The organism is Escherichia sp. 10290 (genome assembly GCF_030295155.1).
GTDB classification, from domain to species: Bacteria; Pseudomonadota; Gammaproteobacteria; order Enterobacterales; family Enterobacteriaceae; genus Escherichia; species Escherichia coli_F.
This window is the reverse complement of the sequence record NZ_AP025741.1, coordinates 4,386,490-4,407,045: the sequence shown is the minus strand read 5'-3', so window position 1 is coordinate 4,407,045 and position 20,556 is coordinate 4,386,490. Positions and strand designations below refer to the sequence as shown.

Here is a 20,556-nt window from a genome sequence, read left to right as displayed (position 1 = left end):
CATCATGTCACAGGTTACTGAAAATAAAGTGATTAGCGCACCGGTGCCGATGACCCCGTTACAGGAGTTCTGGCACTATTTTAAACGCAATAAAGGCGCGGTCATCGGGCTGGTTTACGTCGTCATCGTGCTGTTTATCGCGATCTTTGCCAACTGGATTGCACCCTATAACCCAGCGGAACAGTTCCGCGATGCACTGCTCGCCCCGCCAGCCTGGCAAGAAGGCGGCAGTATGGCGCACTTGCTGGGCACCGATGACGTAGGTCGTGATGTGCTGTCGCGGCTGATGTACGGCGCGCGCTTGTCGCTGCTGGTTGGCTGTCTGGTAGTGGTGTTATCGCTGATTATGGGCGTTATTCTCGGCCTGATCGCTGGTTACTTTGGCGGCCTGGTCGATAACATCATCATGCGCGTGGTCGATATCATGCTGGCGCTGCCAAGTCTACTGCTGGCGCTGGTGCTGGTGGCGATTTTCGGCCCGTCGATTGGTAACGCCGCGCTGGCGCTAACCTTCGTTGCGCTGCCGCACTATGTGCGCTTAACCCGCGCCGCCGTGCTGGTGGAGGTGAATCGCGATTACGTCACCGCGTCTCGCGTGGCAGGTGCTGGGGCGATGCGTCAGATGTTTATTAACATCTTCCCGAACTGCCTTGCGCCGCTGATTGTTCAGGCGTCGCTCGGTTTCTCTAACGCCATTCTCGATATGGCTGCTCTTGGTTTCCTTGGCATGGGAGCGCAGCCGCCAACACCGGAGTGGGGCACCATGCTCTCCGATGTGTTGCAGTTCGCGCAAAGCGCCTGGTGGGTCGTAACCTTCCCCGGTCTGGCGATCCTGCTGACGGTGCTGGCATTTAACCTGATGGGTGACGGTCTGCGTGACGCGCTCGATCCCAAACTGAAGCAGTAAGAGGTTCGAGATGGCGTTATTAAATGTAGATAAATTATCGGTGCATTTCGGCGACGAAAGCGCACCGTTCCGCGCCGTAGACCGTATCAGCTACAGCGTGAAACAAGGCGAAGTGGTCGGAATTGTGGGTGAGTCTGGCTCCGGTAAGTCGGTCAGTTCACTGGCGATTATGGGGCTGATTGATTATCCGGGCCGCGTGATGGCAGAAAAGCTGGAGTTTAACGGCCAGGATTTGCAGCGTATCTCGGAAAAAGAGCGCCGCAACCTGGTGGGTGCCGAAGTGGCGATGATCTTTCAGGACCCGATGACCAGCCTCAACCCGTGTTACACCGTAGGTTTCCAGATTATGGAAGCAATTAAGGTGCATCAGGGCGGTAATAAGAGCACTCGCCGTCAGCGGGCGATTGATCTGCTGAATCAGGTCGGTATTCCCGATCCGGCATCGCGTCTGGATGTTTACCCACATCAGCTTTCTGGCGGCATGAGCCAGCGTGTGATGATCGCCATGGCGATTGCCTGTCGGCCAAAACTGCTGATTGCTGATGAGCCGACCACCGCGCTGGACGTGACCATTCAGGCACAAATCATCGAACTGCTGCTGGAGCTGCAGCAGAAAGAGAACATGGCGCTGGTATTGATTACCCATGACCTGGCGCTGGTGGCGGAAGCGGCGCATAAAATCATCGTCATGTATGCCGGTCAGGTGGTGGAAACGGGCGATGCGCACTCTATCTTTCATGCGCCGCGTCATCCGTATACTCAGGCATTGCTGCGTGCGCTGCCGGAATTTGCTCAGGACAAAGAACGTCTGGCGTCGTTGCCTGGCGTCGTTCCTGGCAAATACGACCGTCCGAATGGCTGCCTGCTTAACCCGCGTTGCCCCTATGCCACTGACAGATGCCGCGCTGAAGAACCGGCGCTGAATATGCTCGCTGACGGGCGTCAGTCCAAATGCCATTACCCACTTGATGATGCCGGGAGGCCGACACTATGAGTACGCATGAGGCCACCTCGCAACAACCGCTGTTGCAGGCTATCGACCTGAAAAAACATTATCCGGTGAAGAAAGGCATGTTCGCGCCGGAACGTCTGGTTAAAGCGCTGGACGGCGTTTCGTTCAACCTTGAACGTGGCAAAACGCTGGCGGTAGTAGGTGAATCTGGCTGCGGTAAATCGACCCTCGGTCGGCTGCTGACGATGATCGAAACACCTACCGGCGGCGAACTGTATTACCAGGGGCAGGATCTGCTCAAGCACGATCCGCAGGCGCAGAAGTTGCGTCGACAGAAAATCCAGATCGTCTTCCAGAATCCCTATGGCTCGCTGAATCCGCGTAAAAAAGTCGGGCAAATTCTCGAAGAGCCGCTGCTGATCAACACCGGTTTAAGCAAAGAACAGCGTCGGGAAAAAGCGTTGTCGATGATGGCGAAAGTCGGCCTGAAAACCGAGCATTACGATCGCTATCCGCACATGTTCTCCGGCGGTCAGCGTCAGCGTATCGCCATCGCCCGTGGTCTGATGCTCGACCCGGATGTGGTGATTGCCGATGAACCGGTTTCCGCGCTGGACGTTTCAGTGCGTGCGCAGGTGCTGAATCTGATGATGGATTTGCAGCAGGAGTTGGGGCTGTCTTATGTCTTTATCTCGCACGACCTGTCGGTGGTGGAGCACATTGCTGATGAAGTGATGGTGATGTACCTGGGCCGCTGCGTGGAGAAGGGAACGAAGGAGCAAATCTTCAATAACCCGCGTCATCCGTACACCCAGGCGCTACTCTCCGCGACGCCGCGCCTGAACCCGGACGATCGCCGCGAGCGCATCAAGCTCACCGGTGAACTGCCAAGCCCGCTCAATCCACCGCCGGGCTGCGCGTTTAACGCCCGCTGTCGTCGGCGCTTCGGCCCCTGCACCCAGTTGCAGCCGCAGCTAAAAGACTACGGCGGTCAACTGGTAGCTTGTTTTGCTGTTGATCAGGATGAAAATCCGCAGCGGTAACTCACAAAACCGGGGCCATGCGCTCCGGTTTACTCAATCAGCTTCAACAGTGGCGACAAGCATAACAAAATGCCGTACAGCAGAATCATCCAGGCTTTAAACCCGCGAAGTTTTTCCAGTTGTGAGACTTTATAGATCAGGAAAAATGGAATGAGGCACGACACAATGCCATATAACGGGCTTCCCAACTGAAAGAACACCAGCACCGATACACGAAACGAAACCCAAATCGTCAACGTAATGACGATAAAAGCGCAGATCGCCAGAGTCAGCATGCGTGAGTTAATTTTCTGGGTATCAATAATTCGGCTTAACAGATTGAGAATAATGCCTTTAATGGCCTCGTGGAAACCGAGATAAATGCCAAAGAATGCGGTCAGTACGGCAAAGATATTCAGCACCGTAGAGGTGATATGAATGATATGCCCAGGGATCACCTGCGCGGCCAGTGCCAGTGCCGAGATATTTTGTTCAAAGGCAGAAACGGCTTCTTCGTGGCTAATTGAGAAGGTAAACGAAAAGGCAAAAAACAGGATCACCGCGATGAGCGTGACATAACTAATTCGGTGGGTACGCAGCGCGAGCCGGGTTGCCAGTACTTTATCCGCTTCCCGTTTACGATAGGCAATATTCATTGGGTTAAGTACCTGAATAAATACCGCAGAAAAGAAGCAAAAGGGAATGGTAAGCAGGACATCGCGGAAAAAGACGGAGGCTTGCGGGAAGGCGGTTATATTGGCGAAATTCCAGTGCGGGATCATCGCAAAACCGAACACGACGATAATCCCTACTTTGACCACCACCATTGGCCCGGAAATCTTAAACAGTAATCGTTCACCACCAGACGCAATTGCCACCAGTACGGCGAAAATGGCGACTTTATAAAGTAGAGATTGTGAAAGATCGGCATCGGTTAAACCGAAGGTTTTCAGGTACGAGGCGCTGTCGAAAACCACGGAGAGAGAGTAGATAAAAATCCCGTGGATAATCATCAAAAAGTAGATAACCCCGAGGAAAATTCCCCAGTTCTTCCCCAGGTAATGACTGATAATATCGGTGTAGTCATTACAGGAATCGCTTTCAGAAAGGGTTTTTAAATAAATGTCCTGCACTACCCAGGTGGCAGGATAAGCAATGATCGCTGCGGTAATAAATACCCAAATTCCCTTCAAGCCAATTTGTACTGGCATCAGCACGGTTCCGGCACCAATCGCCATGCCTATGCATAATAAAACCCAGCCGAAGTCGTAGCGTGTAAACGGCATTTTCTGATCGTGTTTCGGTAGTGTGTTGTGCTGCATAAAGTCCTGTCCAGAAAGAAGTCGGCCTCGCAAAAATGAATAAACCCAGTTTCTCTTGCGCAACAGGTGGAGAAGTCGAATACGCAGTATGTAAAAAATGAGGCAATAGATTCACTGGGGAGGTCGCGAGGAGGCGCAATTCTACAAAATTGCGCATTTCACTACCAGTCTGGAGTCAGCCCGGATATGAACTGCAACTATTGCAAATAAAGAAATTAAGCTGGAAGGCATCACGCAATGAGGAAGATTGCCGGGTGCTGACGGTAAAAAGCAATCGTAAAATCAGCGGCAAGCCGGAAAGGTTCCGGTGAGGCGCAATGTTGCGGGGGCTTAATCCCTGGTGGCATTGGTTGCTGGAGAGAGAAAACCCCCGCACGTTGCAGATATTCACCTGACAACATCACGGGGGCTAATCTTGAACCTAGACCACTCAAGAATAGCCGCGAAACGTTGTCATTACAACACAGGCGGCTATATGACGCTCGCAGAACTGGGCATGGCCTTCTGGCATGATTTAGCGGCTCCGGTCATTGCTGGCATTCTTGCCAGTCTGATCGTGAACTGGCTGAACAAGCGGAAGTAACGTGTCAGACGGGCGTCAGGCTGCCGTAATGGCAATTTGCGCCCGGACCAGGCCGCAGGGATAAAACTCTGCGGCCTTTTTCGTAAGAAAAATGCAACGGTTGCAAGCGGATAATATTCTGCGGAATGCGCAGCACAGAGTGAAGAAGTGATGGATTCTGGAACAGAAAAACAGTCGTAGAATCAGCGGCAAGCCGGAAGGGTTCCGGTGAGGCGCAATGTTGCGGGGGCTTTATCCCTGGTGGCATTGGTTGCTGGAGAGAGAAAACCCCCGCACGTTGCAGGTATGCACCTGACAACATCACGGGGGCCATTCTTGCATCCAAACAATACAAGAATAGCCGCGAAACGTTGTCATTACAACAGAGGCGGCTATATGACGCTCGCAGAACTGGGCATGGCCTTCTGGCATGATTTAGCGGCTCCGGTCATTGCTGGCATTCTTGCCAGTCTGATCGTGAACTGGCTGAACAAGCGGAAGTAACGTGTCAGACGGGCGTCAGGCTGCCGTAATGGCAATTTGCGCCCGGACCAGGCCGCAGGGATAAAACTCTGCGGCCTTTTTCGTAAGAAAAATGCAACGGTTGCAAGCGGATAATATTCTGCGGAATGCGCAGCACAGAGTGAAGAAGTGATGGATTTCGACGAACAAAAATGGCCGTAGAATCAGCGGCAAGCCGGAAGGGTTCCGGTGAGGCGCAATGTTGCGGGGGGCTTTATCCCTGGTGGCATTGGTTGCTGGAGAGAGAAAACCCCCGCACGTTGCAGGTATGCACCTGACAACACCACGGGGGCCATTCTTGCATCTAGACCATTCAAGAATAGCCGCGAAACGTTGTCATTACAACAGAGGCGGCTATATGACGCTCGCAGAGCTGGGCATGGCCTTCTGGCATGATTTAGCGGCTCCGGTCATTGCTGGCATTCTTGCCAGCATGATCGTGAACTGGCTGAACAAGCGGAAGTAACGTGTCAGACGGGCGTCAGGCTGCCGTAATGGCAATTTGCGCCCGGATCAGGCCGCAGGGATAAAACTCTGCGGCCTTTTTCGTAAGAAAAATGCAACGGTTGCAAGCGGATAATATTCTGCGGAATGCGCAGCACAGAGTGAAGAAGTGACGGATTCCGGAACAGAAAAACAGTCGTAGAATTAGCGGCAAGCCGGAAGGGTTCCGGTGAGGCGCAATGTTGCGGGGGCTTTATCCCTGGTGGCATTGGTTGCTGGAGAGAGAAAACCCCCGCACGTTGCAGGTATGCACCTGACAACATCACGGGGGCTAATCTTGAACCCAAACAACTCAAGAATAGCCGCGAAACGTTGTCATTACAACAGAGGCGGCTATATGACGCTCGCAGAACTGGGCATGGCCTTCTGGCATGATTTAGCGGCTCCGGTCATTGCTGGCATTCTTGCCAGTCTGATCGTGAACTCGCTGAATAAGTGGAAGTAACGTGTCATGCGGGCGTCAGGCTGCCGTAATGGCAATTTGCGCCCGGATCAGGCCGCAGGGGTGAAACTCTGCGGCCTTTTTCGTTCTTATTGCGGGTAAGGCACCCAGTCGCCGCCGTTCAGGCGAACGTACGGTTTATCCTGGTATTGAATAACTACTGCATTTGAGTTCTCGGAGACCGGTGCTGTTTGTGGCAACCCACTGGTGAGTTTTTTCCAGTCAACATTGTCTTCGGTGAAAATCTTACCATCAAGAACGCGAACCACCAGATCGGAGATAGCCAGGAAGCTGCTCGGTTGGTTGATGACAATCGGTGCCCCCTGATGTGGTGCCTTCATGCCGAAGAATTTCACCCCAACGGGGACGTCTGTGATAGACGGGCTAGGGATATCACGTAGGCCAGATACCTGCATTCTGTCGCCCTTCAGCGCGCCACCGTGTTCCGGCACCACTACCACCATCACTTTACGACCCGATTTCTCCAGTTCAGTAAAGAAGGCGTCCAGCTCATCAAAGAATTTCTGCGCTCGCGCTTTGTAATCCGCTGTTTTGCTGACGCCCGGATAATGGTTGCCGTCATGCAGTGGAAGCGTGTTGTAGAACGTGGCACTACGGCTGTTTTTATCTTTTTCGGTAACGTCCAGCCAGCGGTTAAGCACGGCGGTATCGTCATAAACCGGCGAACCATCAAAGCCCAACAAAATAACCGGCAGATTTGTTTGATCCATCAATTCGGTCTGCATGCCGCCATTTTCGCGAACTTCTTTCAAAAAACCGCCGAACTGGCCGTTATGTCCCATCATCAGGTGCTGGGTAAAGCCCAGTTTCGACAGGTTATCAAACAGATAGCAGTCGTTATTTGCCGGTTGATACAGATTAGTGTGCGAAGTCTGCCCGCAGCTGGCGCGCAGTAAACGGATCGCCGCCGGGCCACTGTAGGAGGTGGCGGAGTTAAAGTTCTTGAACTCAATATCGAAATGCGACCACAGCGGATGCGACATCAACCCGGCGGCTTCAATATCCGACCAGGAAAGCGAACAGATATTAATCACCAGTAGTTCAAATGGCTGAGCATCAGCGGGCAGCGAAGACGGGAAGGTCGATTTACGTTTCGCCTCCGCGTTATAGAAATTATTCAGCCAGGCGTTAAGGTTCGCCGTTGTTGGCGGTGCAGTTTGTGCGGGCATATCACCCACTACCGGTGCGCCACCCGTCGCCGCAACGGTTGCCGCTGCGTTACCACCCGTCGTTGTTACAGTGGTCGTCGGTTGACCGGCAGGCCACAAGGAGAAACTTGGTCCCGCCAGGGTAAGTACGTTCAGCCATAGCAGAATGGCAACCACAAAAACGGTAATGCGAATCCATTGTGACAGGAATAACCAGGCCACTAATAAAACAAAAATGGCCCCAATCATCTGCCAGTTAATAAAGCGTGTGACAAGGTCGATTAAATAATCGGTACTGAACCCCGCCACCTGCGAACCCTGGCTCATTATGCTTTCCGGGCCAGGCAACCAGGTGTCATGCCAGAACAAAGCAAAGCCGATCGGCAGGGCAATCCAGTGGCGTAAGCGATGCAGGCTGTAGCGCGGAATGGGCATCAGCAGAAACGCGGCAAACACCAGATTGAGGAGCGGATGGAAGTTAAGATATCCCGCCCACAACAGGCCGAACTTAACCAGAAAATAGAAGTTCCAGCCGGAAAGGCCGCGCCAGTATTGCCAGAGGGAAGAAGGCATGGCGGTATTTTGCGTAAATTGAGTCATTTTTTGGTTGCCCTGGCTTTTTCCGTGCGGCGTAACGTCCCGGCCGGTTTAACATAACGAGGTTTAGCAAAGAACAAACGTAAGGTGTCGCGAATGCGTCGCAAAGAGTGCCGCGCCAGATAGCCCAGCGGGAAAAATATCAGTGCGCAAACGACAATAATTTCAATGATATCGCTGATGGTCATCATGATGAGCGCTCCACAGCATCATCTAACAGTCGCATTGGTTCTGGTATTCTTCGCCAGTGGCGACCATCGTGCTCGGCATTGATGACCGGTTTAGAACTTTGCGTTAAAGGCAGCGGCATGCCCCATTGTTCTGGGGCAAGCAGGCGCATCTGCACCAGCTCGGCACTGATTTGATCATCTTCAAACCAGACCATACGGTTTGAGAAAATGTCGCCAGTCGGCAATGGGAAAATATGATTCAACGCGGTATCCAGATCGTTAATCCGACAGAATGAGAGAAACAGCACCAGCCGATTACCGCCAATGGTCATGATATCGCCGGTACGGTTAGGGCGACACAGCGTCAGGGCTTGCTCAACGCGGATACCCGGTACCGGACGTAGGGCAACCAGAACGCCTTTACCATGTGCAGGCAAGAGAGGGTTATTCATCATGTTGTTAACGGCATTACAGAACACATCCCACTTCTGGAAACCACGCAGTTTGAGCGGCTGGGTCATTGACAGCAAGGTAGTGATATCTTCCGGCACATAGCGACTAAACTTCTGCCCTTGCACGCTTTCGATCATCGTCAGACAGCGGGAGAGTGGCGCATTCCACGGGATAACCATATTTGCACCGCAGGCCAATAATAAACGTTCATCGGTGGCGCGCAGGCTTGCAGTATTTTCCCGTACGAGGATTTTCATCGCACTACCGCGCTGGCGACGCAGAGTATGAATGCTGCGGGCCAGTGGCTCGATTTGCGCATTTTGCTGTAAAGAAAAGACCACCGTCGCCGCCTGAGCTGTACGGGCTTCATTGAACAGAACTTCGTTATTGTTGAACAGTTGCCAGTGTTCCGATAGGGGCGGTGCACCTTCCAGTACAGCAACATTACTCAGAATGCGTTTTTCGTCGCTGCGTGGTTGGATCTCCGCCTCTTCGCTTTGAACTAATGTCCAGATACCATTTTGTTGCTGAACGCTAAGCTGCTGACGGGCGCTGACCCCTTTTTCGTTGCACCAGAAGGCAATATCCAGCAAATGTTGGTCGCCCTGAAAACGCAAACTGGCAAGACCAAAAAGTGAACGGTATTCCTCAAGCAACAATGAAAATTGTTTATCGTTATTATTTCCGGGATTAATTACCAAAAGCGAACAATGGTTTAACCTGCTCCATTTATTCATTTTATCCAACCATGAGCGAAGCCGCTCGGCAGGAATGTTTTGCCATGCGTTATTTGCGCAAACAAGAATAAAAAGGTAATTATTGGGATCAATAGAACACTGCAAATCACGGGCCAAATAGTATAGACCTTTTTCATGATTTAGCATTGAAAATAATTTTATTTTTTCCGGCCCTTGAGAATCATCTAATTGAAAGATTTTCGCCGGATCGCTGTCCATGCTAATGACCGCGACGTGTGCGGTTTCAGCCTGGGATGCAATTGTTTGATTCGCCAGACTGATAGCATCTTCATGGCGATCGACGTTAAACCACCAGACGCCGCCTGCTGGCATATGTCGCAGCTCATCCCATAATGATGAGATACCGATAGAGAATACAGGGTCCACAATGTCCCTCATGTCATCATTTTGTCTGATTATCAGTTTACTAGCGAAAGCTAAGAAATAAACCTACCATTGAAATTAAAACTTATCAGATTTAGCATGTGAATCAATTTAGCAGGTCACAAGACGTGTGATTTTAGTCTTTTCGTTTTTAACTTTTTTTGTTGCGTAACGGAAAGTCAAAAAGTGAGCAAATTCCCGTCTCGCCGTAAACAATAAACCGGCGAAATGCTCACGGTTAGAATTGTCTCATGAACGGTGCGGTTATTTCATAGGGATCAAGCAAATGAATAACAATGAACCAGATACTCTGCCTGATCCCGCGATAGGCTATATCTTCCAGAATGATATTTTGGCGTTAAAGCAGGCATTTTCACTGCCTGATATTGATTATGCCGATATTTCCCAACGCGAACAGTTGGCCGCGGCATTAAAACGCTGGCCGTTGCTGGCAGAGTTTGCGCAACAAAAGTAGGGGATTGGTGAATGGCCGTACTGGGATTGCAGGGGGTGCGGGGAGGCGTGGGGACAACAACCATCACTGCCGCATTAGCCTGGTCATTACAAATGTTGGGAGAAAATGTCCTGGTGGTCGATGCCTGCCCGGACAATTTGTTGCGCCTGTCATTTAACGTTGATTTTACCCACCGTCAGGGCTGGGCCAGAGCCATGCTGGACGGTCAGGACTGGCGTGACGCCGGGTTGCGCTATACCTCGCAGCTCGATTTGCTGCCTTTTGGTCAGTTATCCATTGAAGAACAAGAAAATCCTCAGCACTGGCAAACCCGGTTGAGCGATATTTGCTCCGGCTTACAGCAACTCAAAGCTAGCGGGCGTTACCAGTGGATTTTGATCGACTTACCGCGTGATGCCTCACAGATAACCCACCAGTTGCTGAGTTTGTGCGATCACTCGCTGGCAATCGTCAATGTGGATGCCAACTGCCATATCCGGCTGCATCAGCAGGCGCTGCCGGATGGCGCGCATATTTTGATTAATGACTTCCGTATCGGCAGTCAGGTTCAGGACGATATTTACCAGCTTTGGTTGCAAAGCCAGCGCCGATTACTGCCAATGCTCATTCATCGTGATGAAGCGATGGCTCAATGCCTGGCGGCTAAGCAACCAGTCGGTGAATACCGCAGTGATGCGCTGGCGGCTGAAGAGATACTGACGCTGGCTAACTGGTGCCTGTTGAACTATTCCGGGCTGAAAACGCCAGTCGGGAGTGCATCATGAGTATCCTGACCCGGTGGTTGCTTATCCCGCCGGTCAACGCGCGGCTTATCGGGCGTTATCGCGATTATCGTCGTCACGGCGCGTCGGCTTTCAGCGCGACGCTCGGCTGTTTTTGGTTGATCCTGGCCTGGATTTTTATTCCGCTGGAGCACCCGCGCTGGCAGCGTATTCGCGCAGAACATAAAAACCTGTATCCGCATATCAACGCCTCGCGTCCGCGTCCGCTGGACCCGGTCCGTTATCTCATTCAAACATGCTGGTTACTGATCGGTACATCGCGCAAAGAAACGCCGAAACCGCGCAGGCGGGCAATTTCAGGTCTGCAGAATATTCGTGGCCGTTACCATCAATGGATGGACGAGTTGCCTGAGCGCGTTAGCCATAAAACACAGCATCTTGATGAGAAAAAAGAACTCGGTCATTTGAGCGCCGGGGCGCGGCGGTTGATCCTCGGTATCATCGTCACCTTCTCACTGATTTTGGCATTAATCTGCGTTACCCAGCCGTTTAACCCGCTGGCGCAGTTTATCTTCCTGATGCTGCTGTGGGGTGTAGCACTGATCGTACGACGAATGCCGGGACGCTTCTCGGCGCTGATGTTGATTGTGCTGTCGCTGACTGTTTCTTGCCGTTATATCTGGTGGCGCTACACCTCTACGCTGAACTGGGACGATCCGGTAAGTCTGGTGTGCGGGCTTATACTGCTGTTCGCTGAAACGTACGCGTGGATTGTGCTGGTGCTCGGCTACTTCCAGGTGGTATGGCCGCTGAATCGTCAGCCGGTGCCATTGCCGAAAGATATGTCGCTGTGGCCGTCGGTGGATATCTTTGTCCCGACTTACAACGAAGATCTCAACGTGGTGAAAAATACGATTTACGCCTCGCTGGGTATCGACTGGCCGAAAGACAAGCTGAACATCTGGATCCTAGATGACGGCGGCAGGGAAGAGTTTCGCCAGTTTGCACAAAACGTGGGGGTGAAATATATCGCCCGTACCACTCATGAACATGCGAAAGCAGGCAACATCAACAATGCGCTGAAATATGCCAAAGGCGAGTTCGTGTCGATTTTCGACTGCGACCACGTACCAACGCGATCGTTCCTGCAAATGACCATGGGCTGGTTCCTGAAAGAAAAACAGTTGGCGATGATGCAGACGCCGCACCACTTCTTCTCACCGGACCCGTTTGAACGCAACCTCGGGCGTTTTCGTAAAACGCCAAACGAAGGCACGCTGTTTTATGGTCTGGTGCAGGACGGCAATGATATGTGGGATGCCACTTTCTTCTGCGGTTCCTGTGCGGTGATTCGCCGTAAGCCGCTGGATGAGATTGGCGGTATTGCCGTCGAAACGGTAACCGAAGATGCGCATACTTCTCTGCGTCTGCACCGTCGTGGCTACACTTCAGCGTATATGCGTATTCCACAGGCGGCGGGGCTGGCGACCGAAAGTCTGTCGGCGCATATCGGCCAACGTATTCGCTGGGCGCGTGGGATGGTGCAAATCTTCCGTCTTGATAACCCGCTCACCGGAAAAGGACTGAAGTTTGCTCAGCGGCTGTGCTACGTCAACGCCATGTTCCATTTCTTGTCGGGCATTCCACGACTGATCTTTCTGACTGCGCCGCTGGCGTTCCTGCTGCTGCATGCCTACATCATCTACGCGCCAGCGTTAATGATTGCTCTGTTTGTGCTGCCGCATATGATTCACGCCAGCCTGACCAACTCGAAGATTCAGGGTAAATATCGCCACTCTTTCTGGAGCGAAATCTACGAAACGGTACTGGCGTGGTATATCGCACCACCGACGCTGGTGGCGCTGATTAACCCGCACAAAGGCAAATTTAACGTCACCGCCAAAGGTGGACTGGTGGAAGAAGAGTACGTCGACTGGGTGATCTCACGGCCCTACATTTTCCTGGTATTGCTCAACCTGGTCGGTATTGCGGTCGGTATCTGGCGTTACTTCTACGGCCCGCCAACCGAGATGCTCACTGTCATCGTCAGTATGGTGTGGGTGTTCTACAACCTGATTATTCTCGGTGGTGCGGTAGCGGTATCGGTAGAAAGCAAACAGGTTCGCCGATCGCACCGCGTGGAGATGACGATGCCCGCGGCAATTGCCCGCGAAGATGGTCACCTCTTCTCGTGTACCGTTCAGGATTTCTCCGACGGTGGTTTGGGGATCAAGATCAACGGTCAGGCACAGATTCTGGAAGGGCAGAAAGTGAATCTGTTGCTTAAACGCGGTCAGCAAGAATACGTCTTCCCGGCCCAGGTGGCGCGCGTGATGGGTAATGAAGTTGGGCTGAAATTAATGCCGCTCACCACCCAGCAACATATCGATTTTGTGCAGTGTACGTTTGCCCGTGCGGATACATGGGCGCTCTGGCAGGACAGCTATCCGGAAGATAAGCCGCTGGAAAGTCTGCTGGATATTCTGAAGCTCGGCTTCCGTGGCTACCGCCATCTGGCGGAGTTTGCGCCTTCTTCGGTGAAGGGCATATTCCGTGTGCTGACTTCTCTGGTTTCCTGGGTTGTATCGTTTATTCCGCGCCGCCCGGAGCGGAGCGAAACGGCACAACCATCGGATCAGGCTTTGGCTCAACAATGATGATAACGCGATGAAAAGAAAACTATTCTGGATTTGTGCAGTGGCTATGGGGATGAGTGCGTTCCCCTCTTTCATGACGCAGGCGACGCCAGCAACGCAACCACTGATCAATGCTGAGCCAGCTGTAGCCGCCCAGACGGAACAAAATCCGCAGGTGGGGCAAGTGATGCCGGGCGTGCAGGGCGCTGATGCCCCCATCGTGGCGCAGAACGGTCCTTCGCGTGATGTGAAGCTGACCTTTGCGCAAATTGCGCCACCGCCGGGCAGCATGGTGCTACGTGGCATTAACCCGAACGGCAGCATTGAGTTTGGTATGCGCAGCGATGAAGTGGTGACGAAGGCGATGCTCAACCTCGAATACACGCCATCGCCATCGTTACTGCCTGTCCAGTCGCAGTTAAAGGTTTATCTCAATGATGAACTGATGGGCGTGCTGCCAGTGACCAAAGAACAGTTGGGTAAAAAAACGCTGGCACAAATGCCAATTAACCCACTGTTTATTACCGACTTCAACCGTGTGCGGCTGGAGTTTGTCGGTCATTATCAGGACGTGTGCGAAAACCCGGCCAGCACCACGCTTTGGCTGGATGTTGGGCGGAGCAGTGGACTGGATCTGACCTATCAGACCCTGAATGTGAAGAATGATCTGTCACACTTCCCGGTACCATTCTTTGACCCGCGTGATAACCGCACCAACACCTTGCCGATGGTCTTTGCGGGTGCGCCGGATGTTGGGCTGCAACAAGCATCTGCCATTGTCGCCTCGTGGTTTGGTTCGCGTTCTGGCTGGCGTGGGCAGAACTTCCCGGTGCTCTATAACCAACTGCCGGATCGCAATGCCATCGTTTTTGCCACTAATGACAAACGCCCGGACTTCCTGCGCGATCATCCGGCGGTAAAAGCCCCGGTGATTGAGATGATCAACCATCCACAGAATCCTTACGTCAAACTGCTGGTGGTCTTTGGTCGTGACGACAAAGACCTGTTGCAGGCAGCGAAAGGTATCGCTCAGGGTAACATTCTGTTCCGTGGTGAAAGCGTGGTAGTGAATGAAGTGAAACCGCTGCTACCGCGTAAGCCGTACGATGCGCCGAACTGGGTGCGTACCGATCGTCCGGTCACCTTTGGTGAACTGAAAACCTATGAAGAACAGTTACAATCCAGCGGTCTTGAGCCAGCAGCGATTAACGTTTCGCTAAACCTGCCGCCGGATCTCTACCTGATGCGCAGTACCGGCATTGATATGGATATCAACTATCGCTACACCATGCCGCCGGTGAAAGACAGTTCGCGGATGGATATCAGCCTGAATAACCAGTTCCTGCAATCCTTCAACCTGAGCAGTAAACAGGAGGCGAACCGCCTGCTGCTGCGTATTCCGGTATTACAAGGTTTGCTGGATGGCAAAACGGATGTCTCTATTCCGGCGCTGAAACTGGGCGCGACCAACCAGTTGCGGTTCGACTTTGAGTATATGAACCCGATGCCGGGCGGTTCGGTGGATAACTGTATTACCTTCCAGCCGGTGCAGAATCATGTGGTGATTGGTGACGACTCCACCATCGACTTCTCGAAGTATTACCACTTCATCCCGATGCCGGATCTACGCGCCTTTGCTAACGCGGGCTTCCCGTTCAGCCGGATGGCGGATCTGTCACAAACCATCACCGTGATGCCGAAAGCGCCTAACGAAGCACAGATGGAAACCTTGCTGAATACCGTTGGCTTTATCGGTGCGCAGACGGGCTTCCCGGCGATTAACCTGACGGTGACCGATGATGGCAGCACCATTCAGGGCAAAGATGCCGACATCATGATTATCGGTGGTATCCCGGACAAACTGAAAGACGACAAGCAGATCGACCTGTTGGTGCAGGCGACCGAAAGCTGGGTGAAAACGCCGATGCGCCAGACCCCGTTCCCCGGCATTGTGCCGGACGAGAGCGATCGCGCGGCAGAAACTCAATCAACGCTGACCTCTTCCGGTGCGATGGCAGCGGTGATTGGCTTCCAGTCGCCGTATAACGACCAGCGTAGCGTGATTGCGCTGCTGGCAGATAGCCCACGCGGTTATGAAATGCTTAACGATGCGGTGAACGATAGCGGCAAACGCGCCACCATGTTCGGCTCGGTCGCGGTGATCCGCGAGTCCGGTATCAATAGCCTGCGTGTTGGCGACGTCTATTACGTTGGCCATCTGCCGTGGTTCGAACGCTTATGGTATGCGCTGGCAAACCATCCGATTCTGCTGGCGGTGCTGGCGGCAATCAGCGTCGTGCTGCTGGCCTGGGTACTGTGGCGTTTGCTGCGTATTATCAGCCGTCGTCGTCTTAACCCGGATAACGAGTAATTGAAGATGAATGTGTTGCGTAGTGGACTCGTGACGATGCTGCTGCTGGCTGCCTTTAGTGTTCAGGCTGCCTGCAACTGGCCTGCCTGGGAGCAGTTCAAAAAGGATTACATCAGTCAGGAAGGGCGCGTCATCGACCCCAGCGACGCGCGCAAAATCACCACCTCCGAAGGGCAAAGTTACGGCATGTTCTTTGCCCTGGCGGCTAACGACCGTGCAGCTTTCGATAATATTCTCGACTGGACGCAGAACAATCTCGCTCAGGGTTCTTTAAAAGAACATTTGCCCGCCTGGCTGTGGGGCAAGAAAGAGAACAGTAAGTGGGAAGTGCTGGACAGCAATTCGGCCTCTGATGGTGATGTCTGGATGGCCTGGTCGTTGCTGGAGGCGGGGCGTTTGTGGAAAGAGCAGCGTTATACCGACATCGGCAGCGCGTTGTTAAAACGTATTGCGCGGGAGGAAGTGGTGACGGTGCCTGGGCTGGGTTCCATGTTGTTGCCGGGCAAAGTGGGATTTGCAGAGGATAACAGCTGGCGTTTTAACCCCAGCTACCTGCCGCCGACGCTGGCGCAGTATTTCACCCGCTTTGGCGCGCCGTGGACTACGCTGCGCGAAACCAATCAACGTTTATTGCTGGAAACCGCCCCGAAAGGCTTTTCGCCAGACTGGGTGCGCTATGAGAAAGACAAAGGCTGGCAGCTAAAAGCCGAAAAAACATTGATCAGCAGCTACGACGCTATCCGTGTTTACATGTGGGTAGGCATGATGCCTGACAGCGATCCGCAAAAAGCGCGGATGCTCAACCGGTTTAAACCGATGGCGACATTCACCGAGAAAAACGGCTATCCGCCGGAAAAAGTCGATGTGGCTACGGGGAAAGCGCAGGGTAAAGGACCGGTCGGTTTTTCTGCCGCCATGCTGCCCTTTTTACAAAACCGCGATGCACAGGCCGTTCAGCGCCAGCGCGTGGCCGATAACTTTCCCGGCAGCGATGCCTATTACAACTATGTGCTGACCCTGTTTGGACAAGGCTGGGATCAACACCGTTTCCGCTTCTCGACAAAAGGTGAGTTATTACCTGACTGGGGCCAGGAATGCGCAAATTCACACTAAACATATTCACGCTTTCCCTCGGTCTGGCCGTCATGCCGATGGTCGAGGCAGCACCAACCGCTCAGCAACAGTTGCTGGAGCAAGTTCGGTTAGGCGAAGCGACCCATCGTGAAGATCTGGTGCAACAGTCGTTGTATCGGCTGGAACTTATTGATCCGAATAACCCGGACGTCGTTGCCGCCCGTTTCCGTTCTCTGTTACGTCAGGGCGATATTGATGGCGCGCAAAAACAGCTCGATCGGCTGTCGCAGTTAGCGCCGAGTTCAAATGCGTATAAATCGTCGCGGACCACAATGTTACTTTCTACGCCGGATGGTCGTCAGGCACTGCAACAGGCAAGATTGCAGGCGACTACCGGTCATGCAGAAGAAGCTGTGGCGAGTTACAACAAGCTGTTCAACGGTGCGCCGCCGGAAGGTGACATTGCCGTCGAGTACTGGAGTACGGTGGCGAAAATTCCGGCTCGCCGTGGCGAAGCGATTAATCAGCTAAAACGCATCAATGCGGATACGCCGGGCAATACGGGCCTGCAAAACAATCTGGCGCTATTGCTGTTTAGTAGCGATCGGCGTGATGAAGGTTTTGCTGTACTGGAGCAGATGGCGAAATCGAACGCCGGGCGCGAGGGAGCCTCTAAAATCTGGTACGGGCAGATTAAAGACATGCCTGTCAGCGATGCCAGCGTGCAGGCGCTGAAAAAATATCTCTCTATCTTTAGTGATGGCGACAGCGTAGCTGCTGCGCAATCGCAACTGGCAGAACAGCAAAAACAGCTGGCCGACCCTGCTTTCCGCGCTCGTGCGCAAGGTTTAGCGGCAGTGGACTCTGGCATGGCGGGTAAAGCCATTCCCGAACTACAACAGGCAGTGCGGGCGAACCCGAAAGACAGTGAGGCACTGGGGGCGCTGGGCCAGGCGTATTCTCAGAAAGGCGATCGCGCCAATGCGGTGGCGAATCTGGAAAAAGCCCTCGCACTGGACCCGCACAGCAGCAACAACGACAAATGGAACAGTCTGCTGAAAGTAAACCGCTACTGGCTGGCGATCCAGCAGGGTGATGCCGCGCTGAAAGCCAATAATCCTGACCGGGCAGAACGCCTGTTCCAGCAGGCGCGCAGTGTCGATAACACCGACAGCTATGCGGTGTTGGGGCTGGGCGATGTGGCGATGGCGCGAAAAGATTATTCCGCCGCCGAACGCTATTACCAGCAGACGCTGCGCATGGACAGCGGCAATACCAACGCCGTGCGCGGGCTAGCGAATATTTACCGCCAGCAATCGCCAGAAAAAGCCGAAGCGTTTATCGCCTCGCTCTCTGCCAGCCAGCGGCGCAGCATTGATGATATCGAACGTAGCCTGCAAAACGATCGTCTGGCACAGCAGGCAGAGGCACTGGAAAAACAGGGCAAATGGGCGCAGGCAGCAGCACTTCAGCGGCAACGACTGGCACTGGACCCCGGCAGTGTATGGATTACTTACCGACTTTCGCAGGATCTCTGGCAGGCCGGACAACGCAGCCAGGCCGATACGTTAATGCGCAATCTCGTGCAGCAGAAGCCGAACGACCCGGAGCAGGTTTACGCTTACGGGCTGTACCTTTCAGGTCACGACCAGGACAGAGCGGCACTGGCGCATATCAACAGCCTGCCGCGTGCCCAGTGGAACAGCAATATTCAGGAGCTGGTTAATCGGCTGCAAAGCGACCAGGTGCTGGAAACCGCTAATCGCCTGCGAGAAAACGGTAAAGAGGCAGAAGCAGCAGCGATGCTGCGCCAGCAACCGCCTTCCTCGCGTATTGATCTGACGCTGGCTGACTGGGCGCAACAACGACGTGATTACGCTGCTGCCCGTGCTGCATATCAGAATGTCCTGACGCGGGAGCCAACTAACGCTGATGCCATTCTTGGCCTGACGGAAGTGGATATCGCTGCCGGTGACAAAGCGGCGGCACGTAGCCAACTGGCGAAACTGCCTGCCTCCGATAACGCCTCCCTGAACACACAGCGGCGCGTGGCGCTGGCGCAGGCGCAGCTTGGCGATACCGCAGCGGCGCAGCAGACGTTTAACAAGCTGATCCCGCAGGCAAAATCTCAGCCACCGTCGATGGAAAGCGCGATGGTACTGCGCGACGGTGCGAAGTTTGAAGCACAGGCGGGCGATCCAACGCAGGCGCTGGAAACCTACAAAGACGCGATGGTTGCATCCGGTGTGACCACGACGCGTCCGCAGGATAACGACACCTTTACCCGGCTGACTCGTAACGACGAGAAAGATGACTGGCTGAAACGCGGCGTGCGCAGCGATGCGGCAGATCTCTACCGCCAGCAGGATCTTAACGTCACCCTCGAGCACGATTACTGGGGGTCGAGCGGCACCGGTGGTTACTCCGATCTGAAAGCGCACACTACCATGTTGCAGGTGGATGCGCCGTATTCTGACGGGCGGATGTTCTTTCGCAGTGATTTCGTCAATATGAACGTCGGCAGTTTCTCCACTAATGCCGATGGCAAATGGGATGACAACTGGGGCACCTGTACATTACAGGACTGTAGCGGCAACCGCAGCCAGTCGGATTCCGGTGCCAGCGTGGCGGTCGGCTGGCGAAATGACGTCTGGAGCTGGGATATCGGCACCACGCCGATGGGCTTCAACGTGGTGGATGTGGTCGGCGGCATCAGTTACAGCGATGATATCGGGCCGCTGGGTTACACAGTTAACGCCCATCGTCGGCCCATCTCCAGTTCTTTGCTGGCCTTTGGCGGGCAAAAAGACTCCCCAGGCAATACCGGGAAAAAATGGGGCGGCGTGCGTGCCGACGGCGTGGGGCTAAGCCTGAGCTACGATAAAGGTGAAGCAAACGGCGTCTGGGCATCGCTTAGCGGCGACCAGTTAACCGGTAAAAATGTTGAAGATAACTGGCGCGTGCGCTGGATGACGGGCTATTACTATAAGGTCATCAACCAGAACAATCGCCGCGTGACAATCGGCCTGAACAACATGATCTGGCATTACGACAAAGATCTGAGTGGGTACTCACTCGGTCAGGGCGGTTACTACAGCCCGCAGGAATACCTGTCGTTTGCCATTCCGGTGATGTGGCGTGAGCGGACAGAAAACTGGTCGTGGGAGCTGGGGGCGTCTGGTTCGTGGTCGCATTCGCGCACCAAAACCATGCCGCGGTATCCGCTGATGAATCTGATCCCGACTGACTGGCAGGAAGAAGCTGCGCGGCAATCCAACGATGGCGGCAGCAGTCAGGGCTTTGGCTATACGGCGCGGGCATTACTTGAGCGTCGCGTCACATCCAACTGGTTTGTCGGTACGGCAATTGATATCCAGCAGGCGAAAGATTACGCGCCCAGCCATTTCCTGCTCTACGTACGTTATTCCGCCGCCGGATGGCAGGGTGACATGGATTTACCGCCGCAGCCGCTGATACCTTACGCCGACTGGTAAGTTTTCAGATAGCGCCTCTCTTAATGCCGCTGCGATCGGGT

The 20,556-nt window shown here is 53.7% G+C and carries 17 protein-coding genes; 13 read left to right on the top strand and 4 right to left on the bottom strand.

The annotated features are described in order from the left end of the window. Positions 1 to 4 precede the first annotated feature (4 nt). The 3 genes from dppC to dppF are packed head-to-tail and all read left to right on the top strand — an operon-like array spanning position 5 to position 2,902. Positions 5 to 907, top strand: a complete 903-nt coding sequence (gene dppC, locus QUE74_RS22220; RefSeq protein WP_000084664.1) for a dipeptide ABC transporter permease DppC — start codon at positions 5 to 7, stop codon at positions 905 to 907. Positions 908 to 917: 10 nt separating this feature from the next. Beyond that, positions 918 to 1,901, top strand: a complete 984-nt coding sequence (gene dppD, locus QUE74_RS22215) for a dipeptide ABC transporter ATP-binding protein (protein WP_001196492.1) — start codon at positions 918 to 920, stop codon at positions 1,899 to 1,901. Next, complete coding sequence (gene dppF, locus QUE74_RS22210; RefSeq protein ID WP_000103575.1) at positions 1,898 to 2,902, top strand: dipeptide ABC transporter ATP-binding subunit DppF; 1,005 nt, start codon at positions 1,898 to 1,900, stop codon at positions 2,900 to 2,902. The genes dppD and dppF overlap by 4 nt, the downstream gene beginning before the upstream one ends. Positions 2,903 to 2,931: 29 nt before the next feature. Here dppF and QUE74_RS22205 read toward each other — a convergent pair whose 3' ends face one another. Continuing rightward, positions 2,932 to 4,203 (bottom strand): SLC5/6 family protein, encoded by a 1,272-nt coding sequence (locus QUE74_RS22205; RefSeq protein WP_001355021.1) that lies wholly within the window; start codon positions 4,201 to 4,203, stop codon positions 2,932 to 2,934. A 475-nt stretch (positions 4,204 to 4,678) separates the two neighbouring features. On the opposite strand from QUE74_RS22205, the gene QUE74_RS22200 reads away from it, so the two are divergent. The 4 genes from QUE74_RS22200 to QUE74_RS22185 all read left to right on the top strand — a co-directional run bounded on the left by QUE74_RS22200 (position 4,679) and on the right by QUE74_RS22185 (position 6,236). Next, positions 4,679 to 4,786, top strand: coding sequence for a type I toxin-antitoxin system toxin Ldr family protein (locus tag QUE74_RS22200; RefSeq protein WP_000170738.1), 108 nt, complete (start codon positions 4,679 to 4,681; stop codon positions 4,784 to 4,786). Between the two features lie 375 nt (positions 4,787 to 5,161). Further along, positions 5,162 to 5,269: a type I toxin-antitoxin system toxin Ldr family protein gene (locus QUE74_RS22195; protein ID WP_000170738.1), complete on the top strand. Its 108-nt coding sequence runs from the start codon at positions 5,162 to 5,164 to the stop codon at positions 5,267 to 5,269. 376 nt (positions 5,270 to 5,645) lie between these two features. After that, positions 5,646 to 5,753 (top strand): type I toxin-antitoxin system toxin Ldr family protein, encoded by a 108-nt coding sequence (locus QUE74_RS22190; RefSeq protein WP_001295224.1) that lies wholly within the window; start codon positions 5,646 to 5,648, stop codon positions 5,751 to 5,753. Between the two features lie 375 nt (positions 5,754 to 6,128). After that, positions 6,129 to 6,236, top strand: a complete 108-nt coding sequence (locus QUE74_RS22185; protein WP_000170737.1) for a type I toxin-antitoxin system toxin Ldr family protein — start codon at positions 6,129 to 6,131, stop codon at positions 6,234 to 6,236. Between the two features lie 86 nt (positions 6,237 to 6,322). Here QUE74_RS22185 and bcsG read toward each other — a convergent pair whose 3' ends face one another. Genes bcsG through bcsE form a run of 3 tightly spaced genes read right to left on the bottom strand, consistent with a single transcriptional unit; the run spans position 6,323 to position 9,758 of the window. Continuing rightward, positions 6,323 to 8,002, bottom strand: coding sequence for a cellulose biosynthesis protein BcsG (gene bcsG, locus QUE74_RS22180; protein WP_000191597.1), 1,680 nt, complete (start codon positions 8,000 to 8,002; stop codon positions 6,323 to 6,325). Beyond that, positions 7,999 to 8,190, bottom strand: a complete 192-nt coding sequence (gene bcsF, locus QUE74_RS22175) for a cellulose biosynthesis protein BcsF (protein ID WP_000988308.1) — start codon at positions 8,188 to 8,190, stop codon at positions 7,999 to 8,001. Before bcsF ends, bcsG begins: the two co-directional genes overlap by 4 nt. Then, the gene (gene bcsE / locus QUE74_RS22170; RefSeq protein ID WP_001204923.1) at positions 8,187 to 9,758 is read right to left on the bottom strand and encodes a cellulose biosynthesis c-di-GMP-binding protein BcsE; all 1,572 of its coding nucleotides are present in this window, start codon (positions 9,756 to 9,758) and stop codon (positions 8,187 to 8,189) included. The genes bcsF and bcsE overlap by 4 nt, the downstream gene beginning before the upstream one ends. Before the next feature lie 271 nt (positions 9,759 to 10,029). Between bcsE and bcsR the strand changes: the two genes are divergently transcribed. The 6 genes from bcsR to bcsC are packed head-to-tail and all read left to right on the top strand — an operon-like array spanning position 10,030 to position 20,515. Then, positions 10,030 to 10,218, top strand: coding sequence for a cellulose biosynthesis protein BcsR (gene bcsR / locus QUE74_RS22165; RefSeq protein ID WP_001063314.1), 189 nt, complete (start codon positions 10,030 to 10,032; stop codon positions 10,216 to 10,218). Positions 10,219 to 10,229: 11 nt separating this feature from the next. Then, positions 10,230 to 10,982 carry a cellulose biosynthesis protein BcsQ gene (bcsQ, locus tag QUE74_RS22160; protein WP_000279529.1) on the top strand — a complete coding sequence of 251 codons (753 nt, stop codon included), beginning with the start codon at positions 10,230 to 10,232 and terminating at the stop codon, positions 10,980 to 10,982. Further along, positions 10,979 to 13,597, top strand: coding sequence for a UDP-forming cellulose synthase catalytic subunit (bcsA, locus tag QUE74_RS22155; protein ID WP_000025851.1), 2,619 nt, complete (start codon positions 10,979 to 10,981; stop codon positions 13,595 to 13,597). The genes bcsQ and bcsA overlap by 4 nt, the downstream gene beginning before the upstream one ends. 10 nt (positions 13,598 to 13,607) lie before the next feature. Beyond that, on the top strand, positions 13,608 to 15,947 hold the full coding sequence (bcsB, locus tag QUE74_RS22150; RefSeq protein WP_001355017.1) for a cellulose biosynthesis cyclic di-GMP-binding regulatory protein BcsB: 2,340 nt from the start codon (positions 13,608 to 13,610) through the stop codon (positions 15,945 to 15,947). Positions 15,948 to 15,953: 6 nt separating this feature from the next. Further along, entirely contained in the window at positions 15,954 to 17,060 is a 1,107-nt protein-coding gene (bcsZ, locus tag QUE74_RS22145; RefSeq protein WP_001353587.1) for a cellulose synthase complex periplasmic endoglucanase BcsZ, read from the top strand. Continuing rightward, positions 17,042 to 20,515, top strand: a complete 3,474-nt coding sequence (gene bcsC, locus QUE74_RS22140; RefSeq protein ID WP_001225138.1) for a cellulose synthase complex outer membrane protein BcsC — start codon at positions 17,042 to 17,044, stop codon at positions 20,513 to 20,515. Before bcsZ ends, bcsC begins: the two co-directional genes overlap by 19 nt. Positions 20,516 to 20,556: the final 41 nt, after the last annotated feature.